Source organism: Streptomyces sp. CMB-StM0423 (assembly GCF_002847285.1).
Taxonomy (GTDB): Bacteria; Actinomycetota; Actinomycetes; order Streptomycetales; family Streptomycetaceae; genus Streptomyces.
The window spans coordinates 6,302,124-6,317,562 of sequence record NZ_CP025407.1 but is presented as its reverse complement, the minus strand read 5'-3'; the positions used below and the strand labels follow the sequence as shown (position 1 = coordinate 6,317,562).

Below are 15,439 nucleotides of genomic sequence, written 5' to 3'. Positions count from 1 at the left end.
TTCCGCCCGGTGCGGGGGACGAACGGGCATGACGGTGTCCTCGGCCGGGCGCACGACGCACGGCCTCGTCGGATGCTGGAGTTGTGCCGTGGTCAGGCCGTCGGCGTCGCCGTCACACCCGCCCCGGTGCGCACCGCCGCAAGGAACGCCTTGAGGATCTTGTGCTCGGCGCCTGGCGCGGACGACAGCTCGGGCTGGAAGAGGCTGCCCATGAAGAAGGGGTGGCCGGTTATCTCCAGGGCGCGTGCAGCGCCGTCGCCGTCCCACGCGCTGAACTGCAAGTCGCCCTGGTTGGCCGCGTTCATGAAGGAGTCGGCCAGCCCGTAGTCGCAGTGGAAGATCTCCTCCACTTCGGTCGTCCCGTAGATGCCGGCAAGGTGGGAGCCCTCTTTGACCTTCAGCGGAGCCTTCTCCCCGCGGAAGGAACACGTCAGCGGCGTGACCAGGGGCATCAGCTTTTCCGGGTCTTCATCCACGCCCTGTGCCTCCGGCAGGTGCAGGACGTTCTGCGCGTGCTCGACGAGGGCACTGAAGAAGCCGCCGCAGGTGCCCAGGAACGGCAGCCGGTTCTCACGCGCATACCGGACGGCGATGTGCACGCCCTTCTGGTTGAAGTACGGAGCACCGGGCACCACCCAGACGCCGTCCCAGCCCTCCAGCGCGGAAGCGTCGTGGATGTCGGTGGTGGGGATCCACTCCGTGGTCAGGTCCCACCGCTCACGCATCGCGTCGATCTTGGGGTGGGACGGCTCGTCGTGATTGCCGCGATCGCCCACCAGGGCAAGGCGTGGCTGAGCAGAGACTGACATCGTTTCCCCCTTTGTATTTCGACAGGCTCCGGAACCAGCCGCCGCCAGTGGATGGTTCCAGCCTCGTGTGCAGAGCCGGGCGTGTGCCGAACGCGTCCGACTACGCGGTTGTCATCGGGTTCGAGGTGACGTCAGGACCGTGCCGCCATGCACGGACCTCATGGAAGACGAAGGTGTGTGGGCGCTACCGCGGTGCCGTCGGCGGTGCGGCTGCGAGCATCTGCCTGCCGGATGTACGCATCTGTTCCATCCCCCTGGCACCTCGTGCGTGACCTTCTGCACGGAACTCCGTGCTGCTTCTCGCTCAATTTATCGATGACGGTCGAAGTATTCGAGGGTCTGGTTTGCGGTGGGGAAAGATTTGCGCCAACTCTGGGGTGACGCGGGCGACTTCGTGTAGTGGTGGCCCCGAGCCGCACAGTCGACCCCCGGCAGCCCTGCCAGCGCGGCGCAAGCGCCTCTGGCGGGATCCGGGAGCACACCGGTGCCACGGCAGCGGAAGCCGCCTTCATCGCCTCCTTTGCGCACATCAGCAGGGCATCGGACAGATCGGCGCGGGGAACCGTGAGGTCACGGGGCAGATGGCTGGAACTCGCACTCAACACGCACCCCTATCAACAGCAGTTGCTGTTGATAGGGGTGAACGCTGTTTAGATACAGCGGGTCGGCCCCGCCCTCCCGTGGGGACCTCGCCCTGTTGCGTCTGAGGAGAGCGTGAGTGAACAGCTCCACCGGCCATCCACGCCGATGGCAGATCCTGAACGTCCTGTGCCTGAGTCTGGTACTGATCGGCCTGGACACCCTGATCCTGAATCTGGCCCTGCCCAGTATCCAGAAGGATCTGGATGCCACCAGCAGTCAACTGCAGTGGATGGTCGATTCGTACGCCCTGGCCTTCGGCGGGCTGCTGCTCATGGCCGGCGGCCTGTCCGACCGGTTCGGCCGCAAACGGCTGCTGTCCCTCGGTCTGGCCGCCTTCGCGCTGACCAGTCTGGGTGCCGCGTTCGCCTCCAGCGCCGAGATGCTGATCACCTTCCGTGCCCTGATGGGCATCTCGGCGGCGCTGATGATGCCCGCCACTCTGGCCATCATCAAGGACGTCTTCCCGCGCGAGGAGCAGGGCAAGGCCATCGGCATCTGGTCCGGTGCCGCCGCCGTCGGCGTCCCGCTCGGCCCGCTGGTCAGCGGCCTGCTGCTGGAGCACTTCTGGTGGGGCTCGATGTTCCTCATCAACGTCCCCCTGGCCGCCATCGCCCTGATCGGCGCCGCCAAGCTGATCCCGGAGTCCAAGGCGGAGGACCACCCCGGGCTGGATCTGGTCGGTGCGCTGCTCTCGGTGGGCGGCCTGGTGGCCATCGTCTACGGGCTGGTCGAGGCGCCGCACAACGGGTGGGGTGACATCGTCACGCTCGGCTCGCTGTTCGTGGGCGCCGCCCTGATGGTCGCCTTCGTGCTGTGGGAGCGGCACACCGCTCACCCCATGCTCGACGTCGGCCTGTTCCTCAACGCCCGCTACGGCGGCGGCGCACTGGCGATCGCCTGCACCTCCTTCGGCCTGTACAGCGGCCTGTATCTGCTCACCCAGTACCTGCAGTCGGTGCTGGAGCTGGACCCCCTGGGTGCCGGGCTGCGGATGCTCGCCATCGGCACCATGATGATCGGTGCCCCGCTCTCGGCGAAGCTGGTGGAACGGGCCGGCCTGAAGGCCACGGTGGTGTTCGGACTGCTGCTGTGCGCCGTCGGCATGGGCATCCTGGCCGGCCTGTCCGTCGACGACGAGAACCAGGCCCTCCTCGGGCTCGCCGTGTTCGGCCTGGGCATGGGTATCGCCCTGCCGGCCGCGGTCGACGCGATCCTGGTCGTCTCCGCCGCCCGCCAGGCGGGCGCCGGCTCGGCGGTCGCGGATGTGGGCATGCAGGTCGGCGGCGCGCTCGGCATCGCCATCAGCGGCAGTGTGGTCACCACCCTCTACCGCGACGATCTCCCCCAGGCGGCTCAACTGCCCGGTGAGGCGGGAGCGGCGGTGCGCGAGTCCCTGGCGGGTGCCTCCGCCACCGCGCAGCAACTCGGCGGGGCGGCGGGCCAGCGGGTGCTGGATGCCGCGCAGCACTCCTTCGTCGGCGGCTTCGCCACCACCTTGATGATCGCCGTCGGCGTCGCCGTCGCCGGCGCGCTCACCACGGCCGTCGTCCTGCCCCGCGCCCGCGTGGCCGAAGACGACGGCACCGCGCAGGCCGAAGTCGCCGCCCAGGGCGGCAAGGCGGACTCCCCGGCTTCCTCCTAGGTTCGAGGGAGATCGAAGGTGCGTAGGATTGAACCCGCGGTCCCCACCGGCTCACCCCGCGTGGCGGGGCCATGGCTGGACGGCACGTACCGGGGTGAGAGGAAGGTGGCGATGGCCCGTCCTGCGAAGCTGAGGGTCGCGGTCAGTGATCCCGCCCAGTGGCTCAGCGAACGTGAGCGGGCCCAGATGCTGGCGCCCAAGCTGCGGGCGCTGGCTGACGAGACCCGGCTGATGCTGATCCTGCTGATTGCGCAGCGTCCGCGTACGGTCAAGGAGTTGCAGGAGGCCACCGGCCTGAGCCAGACGCTGGTCAGTCACCATCTGGCGCCCTTGCGCGAGCAGGGTCTCGTCGAGGCGATACCCAAGGGCCGCAGCAACCAGTACGTGATGTGCTGTCAGACCCTGGCCGAGCCCCTGCGCATGTTCGCCAGCCTGGCGGCCATGGACCCCGAGACGGTGGCGGCCTGCCTGCAACCGGAGGCCGACCAGCCCGGCGCCGTCCAGAACGCCTGACCCGCTCGGCACGAGCATCACTGGCCGGTGCCCCCTCTCTTCCACGAGGGGGCACCGGCCAGTGCACAGGTGTCCTCTACTGCCGAAGGCTGTGCCGGAAGCGGTCCCGGATGTCCAGCGGGCTGAGGGCGTTGGTCGCCCGCGGCGGGATTGCGCCGGTGCGCGGCAGCGTCGTCACGCTGATCAGATGCGGGCCGGAGCCCGCACGAGCGCTCAGCATCGCGGACTGCAGGGAGTCCCGGGTGTCGCAGGCGACCGCGCTTGCGTAGCCGGCCGCGATCGCCATCGGCGGGAACGAGGTCGTCGCCGACGTGGTCGCCTGCCCGCCCGTCGACTCGTGCACGCGGTTGTCGAGCACGACGTGGATCAGGTTGCCGGGCGCCGCGTGGCCGATCATCGACAGCGCGCCCAGGTGCATCAGCAGCGCACCGTCCCCGTCCAGGACCACCACCGTCCGCTCCGGATGCGTCAGCGCCACCCCCAGGCCGAGCGAGGAGGCGTGGCCCATGGAACCCTGCATGTAGAAGTTGCCCGGTGCGTCGGCGACGGCGAACGTGTCACGGCCGGTGTAACCGGTGGTGGCGACGACGGCCGCCTCCGGCGCGGCGGCCGTGACGATGCGGATGGCCTCCGCGGCCTCAAGTCCCTCGGCCGGGGCGGCCCCGGTGGCCGCGGCCTTGCCGATCGCGCCGCGCTCCACCAGGACGAACGGGGCCCGCTGCGCGGCCAGGTCCTTCGCCGCCTGCTCCAGGATCGCCGAGAACTCCTCCGCGCCGTCCTTGGCGTACAGCGTGTAGTGCGGGGTGCCGACGCTGTCGAGCAGGCCGGGGGTCGCCGGTCCCATCACCGCGTGCTGGGGTTCGTCGGTGGCCGGGTCGGGCCAGCCGCGCAGGCTCGTGAAGGTCAGGATCGGCAGCCGATAGGTCATCACCAGCGAGGTGAGCGGATTGATGAGGTTGCCCAGGCCGGAGTTCTGCAGCATTACGTAGGCGCGCCGGCCGCCGAGCGCGGCGCCCGCGGCCACCGCCAGGGCGCTGCCTTCGTTCGGGGCCGGGACGTACGCACCGGGCTGGTTGCTCAGGTGGGCGATCGGCCCGCCGAAGTGGGAACAGGGCACGCCGCTGGCCAGGGAGAACCCGCGGGCGGCGAGCAGGTCGCAGAAGTCTGGTGCGGAGATCATGGACGGGGAAGCTCCGTTTCCGGTGCGGCGGTCTCGGTGGTGCCCGTCTGGGAGTTCGCGGCCTTGGCGCTGCGGGCGCGGCGGCGCATGCGTATGCCTTCGACGATGATCGGGATGCCGGAGACGAGGACGATCCCGATGACGATGACCTCGATGTTCTCGCGGACGAAGTCCACCTGGCCCAGGTAGTAGCCGATCGTGGTGAGGCTGACCGACCACAGGACGGCGCCGAGCACGTTGAAGAGGAAGAAGGTGCGGTACGCCATCCTCCCCACCCCGGCGGTGATGGGGATGAAGGTGCGGAAGACGGGGACGAAGCGGGCCATGACCAGCGCCTTGGGCCCGTGCTTCTCCATGAAGGCGTGGGCGCGTTCGGCGTTCTCCTGCTTGAAGAAGCGGGAGTTGGGCCTGCGGAACAGCGCGCCGCCCACCTTGCGGCCGAAGGCGTAGCCGAACTGGTCGCCCAGGACGGCGGCGACTGCGATGGCGAGCATGACCAGCCACAGCGGCTGGTGGAGGAACTGGTCGTTGGCCACGAGCAGCCCGGACGTGAACAGCAGCGAGTCGCCGGGCAGGAAGAAGCAGACGATAAGCCCGGATTCGGCGAAGACGGTGGCCATGATGCCCAGCAGCCCGAAGGTGGAGATCAGGGCTTCGGCGTCGAGCAAGGGTGATGCGGCGAGTTGTGCCACGGATACCCCCCGGGGTCGGTGGTGGAAGGAGCGGACAGGCCGCCCGCCGGCCCCGTTCCGGAGCCGGCGGGCGGGTGGTAGTCAGCCGGCGGCCCAGACGGGGCGCCGGTCGATGCGCACGACGGCGCAGGTGATGGAGGTCCCGCCGCCGTGGGCCACGATCAGGACGTGATCTCCGGGGCCCACCTGCCCGGTCTCCACCAGGTGGGTCAGGCCCACGATCTGGTCGTTGACCGTCAGGTGGCCGAGGTTGCGGCCGAAGTCGAGCAGCCCCTGCTCGGGGGACAGGCCCATGGGGTCGAGGATGACCTTCAGGTAGCTCTCCTGGCCGGTGAAGACGTGGCAGACCCGGGTGACGTCGCCCGGCTCCAGACCCGCCTCGGCCAGGGTGCGCAGCGCGATCTCGGTGCGCAGTTCACCCTGGCGGCGTACGACTTCGGCGACGGTCTCCTCCAGCCCGCCGGCGGCGGCCAGGCGCTCCTTGAAGTCCATGCCGCGGCCGACCGTCGCCGACGGCGGGAAGAGCGGTTCGTTGCCCCGGTACTGCTCCTCCACCTCGGCGGTGGAACCGGTGTTGATCGACAGCAGGCTCGCGAAGCCGTCGGTCTTCGACAGCAGCACCGCGCTGCCCGCGTCGCCCAGCACTCCGTTCTGGATGCCGAACGCCCAGCGGTTGAAGTTCGGGGTGCCGACGTTGTCGGCGCCCGTCACGAGGGCGGCGGTGCGCTCGGGTACGGCCTTCAGGTAGCAGGCGGCCAGCTCCAGGGAGCCGATCAGGCCGCTGCACGCCTGCCAGATACGGAAGGAAGGCACGTCGCGGTCCGTGAGGTGACGCAGTATGTAGTGCTGCGGTGACCAGCCTTCGGGACCTTGTTCGTGTCCGCATGCGTGGATGTGCATGTCGATGTCGTGCGGGTGCAGTTCGGAGCGTTCCATCGCCTGGCGCGCGGCGGCGACCGCCATGTCGGGGGCGGGCATGTCGTCGGCGACCGCGGCGCCCGTCCAGCCGTAGAACTCGCAGTCCTCGGCGTCGTACAGGCCCAGCGCCACGGCCTTGTGCGCGTCGACGATCTCCGGGATGTAGGTGCCGAGCCCGGCGATGCGGATGTCGGTGGTCTTCATGGGCAGTCGGTTCCTCGTCAGTCGCTCGGTCAGGCCGGGGCGTTCGCGGAGTCGAGTTCGTCGGCCAGGGCCTGGGCGACGGTGGTGATCGTGCCGTCCTTGAGGAGCTTCACCATGGGCAGCCTGATCCGGTAGCGGCGCTCGATGCGGTTGCGCAGCTCGACGGCCATCAGCGAATCCATGCCGAGCCGGTTCAGCGGCCGGCTGGCGTTCACGCGCTCAGGACGCAGCCCCATGACGGTGGCGACCTCCTGCTTCAGGAAATCCAGCACCTCGGCATCCGGTGCGGCTTGAGCCGCTGCGGTCGGCGGCGCCACGGTGGCCGGTTCGGGCTCGGCGGCCGGGGTGGGAGCGGGCAGGGCCGTCTGCTCGTACGGCACCTGCACCGCTGCCCCTTCGGCCGGCCGGGCACCGCCGGTCAGGTGCTTCAGCAACGGCGCTTCCGCAGCCGCCGGGTAGGCCCGCGCCCAGGCGGGCCAGTCGGCCGGGAGCACCGCGGTGTGCACCAGCCCTTCGGCGAGGATCTTCCCGAGCAGCGCCAGTCCGTCGTCGGGGCTGAAGGACGACATCCCCTGCGGCAGCAGGGTGCGCTGCTCCTGTTCCTCCTGCCGGGCGACCATGCCGACGCTGTCCCAGAAGCCCCAGTTGACGACGGTGGCGGGCAGCCGGTCCGCCTGCCGGTGGTGGGCCAGGGCGTCCAGGAAGGCGTTGCCGGCCGCGTACCCGCCGAGCATGGGCGAGCTGAGCAGGGCGGAGCCGGAGGAGAACAGCACGAACGCCTCCACCGGCTCGTCGCGCAGGAGCCGGTGCAGATTCCACGCGCCGGAGACCTTCGCGGCCAGCACCCGGTCCAGCTCGGTGCCGCTCATCTCGCTCAGCGGGGTGTAGTCGATGACCCCCGCGGCGTGGAAGACGCCGCGCACGGGGGGCAGGCCCGTACGGCGCCTGGCCGCGAGCAGTGCGTGCATGGCGGGTGGGTCGGCGACGTCGACGGCCTCGTACGTCACGTTCACGCCGCGCTCTCGCAGCTCGTTCATCAGGGCTGCGGAGGCAGCCTGCGGGTGGTCCGCGGCCAGAGGCGTGCCAGGCTCGGGCAGGGGCCTGCGCCCGGTCAGCAGCAGGTGTCCGGCGCCCTGGTCGGCCAGCCACAGTGCCAGCCGGCCGCCGATGCCTCCCGCACCGCCGGTGATGAGGTACGTGCCGTCGGCGTGGATGGCGACGGGCCGGCCTCGTGGCGCGGTCGCCGGCCCGGACGTCGCCTCGCCGAAGGAGAGCACGATCTTGCCCGTGTGGCGGGACTGGGCCATGAGCCGGAAGGCGTCCGCGGCCTGCCCTGCCGGGTAGACCGTGTGCGGCAGCGGCTGCAGGGTGCCCTGGGCGACCAGGGCGGCGGCTGCGCGCAGCACGCGGCCGGCCCGCTGGGGTGCGTGCTGGATCATGTGGACGACGTCGACGGCGTGGAAGGACAGGTTGCGGGCGAACGCCCCCAGCGGCAGGGGGTTGTTGTCGAGGATGTCGCGCTTGCTGAGTTCCAGGTAGTGACCGTACGGGGCCATCAGCGACAGGTTCGCCGCGACCGCTTCGCCGGGCAGGGTGTTGTAGACGGCGTCGAAGCCCGCCTCGCCGACGGCCGCTTTGAACGTGTCGGCGAACGTGAGGCTCCGGGAGTCGGCGACCTGCTCGACGCCGAGCTCGGTCAGCAACTCGCGCTTGGCGTCGCTCCCGGCGGTCGCGTAAATGTGGGCGCCCTTCCAGCGGGCGATGTTCAGGGCGGCCCGGCCGGTGCCGCCGGTGGCGGAGTGGATGAGGACCTTCTGTCCGCGCTCCAGCCCGGCCAGGTCGACCAGGCTGTGGTAGGCGGTGAGGTACGCGGCCGGCAGCGTGGCGGCCTCGGCCGCGGTCAGCCGCGCCGGCTTGGGCGCGGTCAGGCAGGTCCGGGTGACGACCTCGGAAGCCAGCGCGCCTTCGGCGAAGGCGATCACCTCGTCGCCCACGGCCACGTCGGTGACCGTCTCCCCGATCTCGGTGACCGTGCCGGCGCACTCCCACCCCATCACCGGCGGCCGGTCGTCCTGCCCCGGGTACATGCCCAGGGAGAGCAGTACGTCGCGGTAGTTGACGCCGGCGTGGCTGACCCGGATGCGTACCTCGTCCGCGCCGAGCGCGCGCGGTATCCGTTCGGTCAGTCGCAGGTCGTCGATCACACCGGGTGCGGGCAGCGAGAGCGCCTGCGGCACGCCCGAGCCCGTGGGAGACGGAGCCGCCGGTACGAGCCGGGCGGCGAAGCGGCGTCCGTCGCGCAGGGCGATCTGGTCTTCGTCGTCCGGGTGCTGGAGCAGGTCGGCCAGGGCCGGCACGCCGGCGGCGGACCGGTCGAGGTCGACCAGGCGGGGGGCGAGCGCGGGTGCCTCGCCGGCCAGGGTGCGTATCAGACCCCAGGAGACGGCCTGGAAGGGGTGGCGTACCGTCTCGCCGACGGCGGTGGCCTGGGCGAGCTGGGTGATCAGCCACAGCGGCGGGTTGCCGAGGGGGTGCCGCTCCAGCGCCCGGGTCAGGTGCAGGACGCTGTGGGCGGCCAGGAGCTGGGCGCGGGCGACCTCGGTGGGGGTTGCGTCCAGACCGGCCTGGGCGTCCAGGGACCACAGGTGGAGGATGCCGCGGCAGGCGCCGTCGCGGGCGATGTCGCCGAGGACTTCGCGGTAGTGGTCCTCGTTGGACGGGTCGATGCGGTAGCGGTCGCCGCCTCCGGCGAAGCGGCCGGCGCCCGCGGTGACGGCCACCACGCGCTGCCCGCGGCCCGTCAGCTCCCGTACCAGGGAACGGCCTGCGGAACCGCTGTCGGTCAGGACGAGCCAGAAGCCGTCCGGTTCGCTGCCCGTCCCTTGACCGGCCGGGACGGGAGCCGGCTCCCAGGTCAGGGTGTGCAGCCAGGATCCGTGGTCGCTGTCCCCGGCCGGAGGGGACGAGGGCTCGGACGTGTCGGCTGCGGTCACGGTGTCCTCGGGGAGCGGGTGGAGAAGTGCGGGGGCGTGTCCGGCCAGGTACTGCAGGCGCAGACCGCGCATCTGCGCGACGAGGCGGCCGTCGTCGGCGCGGATGTCGATGTCGGCGGTGAAGGAGTCCTCACGGGCGGAATCCCGGAGCCTGGCGTGGCTGAACAGGGACGCGGACGGCTGCTGGTGGAAGCGGACTTCGTCGATACCGCCCAGGACGAAGACACCTTCCTCGCCGGGGGCGGTCAGCGGCCGGGCTGCGGCCATGGCGTGTCCGCTCGCGTCCAGCAGCGCGGGGTGGAAGTGGTGCCGTACGAGATCATGGGCGAGCGCCCGGGGACAGGCCAGTTGAGCGAGGACTTCGCCCTCCGTGCGCCACAGCTCGGTGATGCCCTGGAAAGTGCCGTTCCACTGGTTGCCGCGTGCGGCGTTCCACGGGTAGAACTCGGCGGCGCTCTGGTGCTGCGGCAGCCGGGCCCGGATGGCCTGGAGTGGTTCGGACGGCTCGGGAGGGGTCGGTGGCAGGGCGCGGGCGGTGCCTTCGGTGTGGAGGGTCCACTCGCTGCCCTCGTCGTCCCGGCTGTGGATACGGCAGTGCAGCGAGGTGTCCGGCTGGGGGGTGACGGTCACCCGGACCTCGGGTGCGGGGCCGTCCTCGTCCAGGAACAGGGCGCGGTGATACTGCACGTCGAAGACGGACAGCGCGTCGGCGTCCAGGACGGTGCGGGCGGCTGCGGAGATGAGTTCGAGGTGGGCGGTGCCCGGCAGGATGATCGTGTCCTGGATACGGTGATCGCTCAGATAGGCGTTGTCCGCGAGGGTCAGTGGGCCCTGCCACGTGCGGGTGGCGCCGTCGGCGGGCAGCGGCCGGCCCAGCAGGGGGTGCGTGTGCTCCGCCGGGTCCTGCGAGGTCGGGGCCGTGACAGTTTCCGAGTGCGCGGGGGGCGCCGGGAGGCTGGTGGGGCTGATCCAGTGGTGGGTGCGCTGCCAGGGATACGACGGGAGCGGCACGTAGCGTCCACCGTCCGTCAGCGTACGGAAGCCGAGGCGGGCGCCGGCGGTGTGCAGGGAGGCGGCGGAAGTGAGCAGGCTGGTCCGCTCGTCGGTGTGGCGACGCAGGCTGCCGACCACGGTGGTGTCCCCATCGGCGTGCAGACGGCCGATTTCGCGGATGTTCGCCACGAGCAGCGGGTGCGGGCTGACCTCGATGAACGCTGTGTCGCCGCAGGTGAGTTGGCTGCGTACAGCACCTGCGAAGTCGACGGGCCGGCGGATGTTGCGTACCCAGTAGTCGGCGTCCATGCCGGAGCCGTCGATCACGTCGTTCAGCAGGGTCGAGTGCAGCGGGATACGGCCCGCGCGCGGGGTGAGGTGAGCCAGTTCGGCGAGGAGGTCGTCGCGCAGGGCGTCCATCTGCGGGCAGTGGGAGGCGAAGTCGACGTTGACGCGCCGGTTGTCGATGCCGCGGACGTCGAGGGCGTCGAGCACCTGGGTCAGTGCGTTGCCGTCGCCGGACAGCAGGGTGGACGTCGGGCTGTTGATGGCGGCTACGGCGACCTTGTCCTCGACTCCGGCCAGCGCTGCCGCGGCCTCGTCGGCAGGGAGCGCCACCCAGGCCATGGTGCCGCGGCCCGAGAGGCGCTTGGCGAGCCGGCTGCGGCGGCAGATGACGGCGGCCGCGTCCTGGAGCGAGAGGGCGCCGGAGATGTAGGCCGCCGCCGATTCGCCCATGCTGTGGCCGATGACCACGTCGGGCTCCACGCCCCAGGACCGCCACAGCTCGGCCAAAGCGATCTCCATCGCCCACAAGGTCGGCTGGATGACGTCGAGTTGCTTGAGGCGTTCTTCGTCCGCGGAGCGCAGCAGCTCGATGACCGACCAGCCGTTCTCGGTCTTGATGGCGTCGTCGCAAGCCCTCATCGTCTGGGCGAACACCGGCTCGGTGTCGAGCAGTTCGCGGCCCATCCCGGGCCACTGCGATCCCTGCCCGGGGAAGACGAACGCGACCCTGGGGCGGGCGTCGGGGTCGGTGAAGTCGCTGGAGGCCAGGCCGGGTTCGTCCTCGCCGGCGGCGAACCCGCGCAGGGCGGCGGCCGCCTCGCCGTGGCTGTCGGCGCAGAGCGCGAGCCGGGCGTCATGGGTCGTACGGCGCAGGGCCGCTGAGTGGCAGATGTCGCGCAGGGAGTGCTGTGCGCCGTCACCGTCGAGGTAGTCGGCCATGCGGTTTGCGCCTTCGGCCAGGGCCTCGGGGCTGAAGGCGGACAGCACCAGCAGTTCGCTGCGCTCGGCGGGCCGGCGGCCGACTTGTTCGGCGGCCGGCGGCTGGGGGGCGGCTTCGAGGACCAGGTGGGCGTTGGTGCCGGAGAAGCCGAAGCTGCTGACCCCGGCGACTGCCGGGCGGCCTTTGTCGGGCAGCGGTGTCGCCCGGGTGGGGACGGTCAGCGGCAGGTTCTCCCAGTCGACCGCGGGGTTGGGGTTCTTCAGATGCAGGCTGGGCGGGACGGTCTTGTGCTCCAGGCACAGCACGGCCTTGATGAGCCCGGCGATGCCGGCGGCCGCCTCTGCGTGACCGATGTTGGTCTTCACCGAGCCGACCAGGCAGCGCCGCTCCCGGGCGCGGTCGCCGAGGATGGACGCCAGCGCCTCCAGTTCGACCGGGTCGCCGACGCTGGTGCCGGTGCCGTGGGCCTCGACGTAGTCGACATCGGCCGGATCGACGCCGGCGTTGGCGTACGCGCGGCGCAGCACGCCGCGCTGTCCTTCGACGGCGGGGGTGACCAAGTAGCCGCTGGACTGGCCGTCGTTGCCGACGGCGGAGCCGCGGATGACGGCGCGTATGCGGTCGCCGTCGGCCCGGGCGACGGACAGGGGCTTGAGGATGACCGCGCCGATGCCGTCGCTGCGGACGAATCCGTCGCCGGAGGCGTCGGCGAACTTGCAGCGGCCGTCGGCGGCGAGCATGCCGGCCCCGGAGTACACGACGCCTTCCTCCGGCAGCAGCACCGCGTTGACGCCGCCGGCGATCGCCATCGGGCACTCGCCCAGCCGCAGGGCCTGAACGGCGTTGTGGACCGCGACGAGTGCGGAGGAGCAGGCGGTGTCGACCGTGAAGCTGGGGCCGCGCAGGTCGAACGCGTACGACAGGCGGCCCGAGGTGATGGCGCGGGAAGCGGCGCCGGTCATGGCGTAGAGGTCGAGTTGGTCGCGGTCGGCGTACTGCAGGTGCCAGTAGTCACCGCCGAGTTGGCCGATGAACACTCCCGCGTCCGTGCCGGCGATGGCGGCGAGGGGCTGGCCGGCGTCTTCGAGGGCTTCGTAGGCGACTTCCAGCAGCAGCCGCTGCTGCGGGTCCATCCGGTCGGCCTCGCGGGGAGAGATGCCGAACAACTCCGCGTCGAACGCGTCGATGTCGCGCAGCAGCCCGCCCCAGCGGCTGACGGTACGGCCGGGCGTACGGGGCGCTGGGTCGTAGACGGCGTCGATGTCGTAGCGCTCGGGCGGGATCTCCGTGATGGCGTCGCGGCCTTGGAGCAGCATGTCCCAGAGTTCTTCGGGACTGGTGGCGTCGGCGAACCGTCCGGCCATACCGACGATGGCGATCGGTTCCCCGGCAGCCTCGGCCGCACGGCTCAGATCGTGGTGCATGGATGTCCTTCCGGGAAGGGCGAAGCCGTTCGCTGTGTGAAGCAGCACGGAAGGAACCGCGGTCTGTGCGCGGCAAGCCGGCAGCGGGGCCGGCCCGGTGGCGGGCGCACACACCGAGAAAGGGCAGGAGTAGGAGAGGGCCGGGAAAGTGCCGGTCCCGTCGGATGAACGGCCGCGTGCGTGGCGAGCGCTCTGGCCGTTCACGGGCCGGGCGGGCCGTCGGCACGGCCGCCGTTCCCCCGGTGTCTCAAGGCGTCGGGCAAGGGCCCGTGCCGTCTACTCCCGCTGTTTCGATATGTATCGAGATTGGCCCGCCGCGCGGCACTCGCGCAACGCGATACAGAGTGACGCTCGTCACATCCGCCCAGGGCCGGGGGCGTGGTTGACATTCATCGGACCAGGCGGAATCCTGGAGTCTTGATTCGTTGTTCATCTATATAGGCGGTCGTGATGAGCCTGTTCCCACGCCGCGATCAGGGCTGCCGCGACAGGAGCCGTACCCGATGAGCGACCCCGCCGCTGACACCGGTGCTTCCGGGCCCACCAGTCCCTGCTGCGCCGCCATGGCCGAGATGCAGCGCCGGGCCCGGCAGCGTAAGGAACAGCACGACCAGGCGGAGAACGACGTGGCCTCCGGCACCCCGTCGCCTGAACCGAAGCGCGTCCGATCCGCGCCCGAGCCTTCCTGAGAGGACACCGCATCGTGGTTGACCCCCACCCCGACCACCTCCCCGTCGCCGTGATCGGCGCCGGACCCGTCGGCCTGGCCGCAGCGGCACACCTGGCCGAACGCGACGTTCCCTTCGTCGTCGTGGAAGCCGGCGACGCCCCGGCAACGGCGGTGCGCGCCTGGTCCCACATCCAGCTCTTCAGCCCCTGGGAGTACAACGCCGACCCGGCCGCCCGCCGCCTGCTCACGGCCGCGGGCTGGGAGCAGCCCGACGCCTCCGCCCTGCCCACCGGCGGCGATCTCGTCAAGCAGTACCTCCAGCCGCTGGCCGAACTGCCCGCGCTGGCCCCCCACATCCGCTACGGCGCCGCCGTCACCGCCATCAGCCGCCAGGGCATCGACCGCGTACGCACCACCGGCCGCGAGACGGCTCCGTTCGTGCTGCGCCTGGCCGGCGGCGAGGAGGTGCTCGCCCGCGCCGTCATCGACGCCTCCGGCACCTGGCGCCAGCCCAACCACGTCGGCGCCAACGGCCTGCCCGCCCACGGGGAGCCGGACGCCGCCGCCTGGATCAGCCACGGCCTGCCCGACGTCTTCGGCACGGACCGCGCCCAGCACGCCGGCCGCCACACCGTCGTCGTCGGCGCCGGCCACTCGGCCGCCAACACCCTCCTCGCCCTCGCCGAACTCGCCGACGCCGAGCCCGGCACCACCATCACCTGGGCCATCCGCGCCGCCGACCCGGCTGCGTCCTTCGGCGGGGGCAGCGACGACGAACTGCCCGCCCGCGGCGCCATCGGCTCCGGTCTGAAGATGCTCGTGGACACCGGCCGCGTCACCCTCGCCCCCGGCTTCCGCACCCACACCATCCGCCGCCTGGGCGACGACCCCGCACAGGACCAGGTCGAACTCGTCTCCCGCGACGCGGACGGCAACGAGCAGAACCTTCCCGCCGACCGCATCGTCGCGGCCACCGGCTTCCGCCCCGACCACCGCATCACCGACGAGCTGCGCCTGGACCTGGACCCGATCATGTCCGCGCCCCGCGCACTGGCTCCGCTGATCGACCCGAACCAGCACTCCTGCGGCACCGTCACCCCGCACGGCTACCGCGAACTGACCCACCCCGAACCGGGCTACTACGCCGTCGGCATGAAGAGCTACGGCCGCGCCCCGACGTTCCTCATGCTCACCGGCTACGAGCAGGTCCGCTCGATCGCCGCCGCGCTCGCAGGCGACCTGGAAGCGGCGAAGTCGGTCGAACTCCAACTGCCCGAGACCGGCGTCTGCTCCGTGACCGCCGGCGGCGAGGCCCTTGCACTGCGCCTGGGGCTGACCAAGGACCAGCACGAACAACTCCTCCAGGTCACCGCCAAGCACCTCGGGTCCTCCCCCACCGCCTCGGATGCCGTACTCACCGCGGCCACGGAACTCGGCGTCGACCACACCACCGCGCTTCAACTGGCGGCGTACGCCGCCGACATGTTCGACGTCCCCGACGCGCCGGGCTGCTGAACGACGACGGCGTGGC

Annotated in this window: 8 protein-coding genes; 3 read left to right on the top strand and 5 right to left on the bottom strand. The window is 71.2% G+C overall.

Annotated features, from left to right (window positions below; all coding sequences use genetic code 11):
* Positions 1–92 precede the first annotated feature (92 nt).
* The gene (locus CXR04_RS27450; protein ID WP_101424915.1) at positions 93–809 is read right to left on the bottom strand and encodes a glutamine amidotransferase-related protein; all 717 of its coding nucleotides are present in this window, start codon (positions 807–809) and stop codon (positions 93–95) included.
* Positions 810–1,527: 718 nt separating this feature from the next.
* Between CXR04_RS27450 and CXR04_RS27445 the strand changes: the two genes are divergently transcribed.
* Both CXR04_RS27445 and CXR04_RS27440 read left to right on the top strand, forming a co-directional pair.
* The gene (locus CXR04_RS27445; RefSeq protein ID WP_101424914.1) at positions 1,528–3,093 is read left to right on the top strand and encodes an MFS transporter; all 1,566 of its coding nucleotides are present in this window, start codon (positions 1,528–1,530) and stop codon (positions 3,091–3,093) included.
* Positions 3,094–3,204: 111 nt separating this feature from the next.
* A complete protein-coding gene (locus CXR04_RS27440; protein ID WP_101424913.1) occupies positions 3,205–3,606 on the top strand; it encodes an ArsR/SmtB family transcription factor in 402 nt (133 codons plus the stop codon).
* A gap of 76 nt (positions 3,607–3,682) precedes the next feature.
* Here CXR04_RS27440 and aepY read toward each other — a convergent pair whose 3' ends face one another.
* From aepY to CXR04_RS27420, 4 genes are all read right to left on the bottom strand, one after another.
* Positions 3,683–4,786: a phosphonopyruvate decarboxylase gene (gene aepY, locus CXR04_RS27435; RefSeq protein ID WP_101424912.1), complete on the bottom strand. Its 1,104-nt coding sequence runs from the start codon at positions 4,784–4,786 to the stop codon at positions 3,683–3,685.
* On the bottom strand, positions 4,783–5,478 hold the full coding sequence (locus tag CXR04_RS27430) for a DedA family protein (RefSeq protein ID WP_101424911.1): 696 nt from the start codon (positions 5,476–5,478) through the stop codon (positions 4,783–4,785). Before CXR04_RS27430 ends, aepY begins: the two co-directional genes overlap by 4 nt.
* A gap of 81 nt (positions 5,479–5,559) precedes the next feature.
* Positions 5,560–6,600, bottom strand: coding sequence for a ketoacyl-ACP synthase III family protein (locus CXR04_RS27425; protein ID WP_101424910.1), 1,041 nt, complete (start codon positions 6,598–6,600; stop codon positions 5,560–5,562).
* Positions 6,601–6,629: 29 nt separating this feature from the next.
* Positions 6,630–13,238: a type I polyketide synthase gene (locus tag CXR04_RS27420; protein WP_101424909.1), complete on the bottom strand. Its 6,609-nt coding sequence runs from the start codon at positions 13,236–13,238 to the stop codon at positions 6,630–6,632.
* A gap of 703 nt (positions 13,239–13,941) precedes the next feature.
* Here CXR04_RS27420 and CXR04_RS27410 point away from each other — a divergent pair.
* The gene (locus CXR04_RS27410) at positions 13,942–15,423 is read left to right on the top strand and encodes an NAD(P)-binding domain-containing protein (protein WP_101424907.1); all 1,482 of its coding nucleotides are present in this window, start codon (positions 13,942–13,944) and stop codon (positions 15,421–15,423) included.
* Positions 15,424–15,439 lie beyond the last annotated feature (16 nt).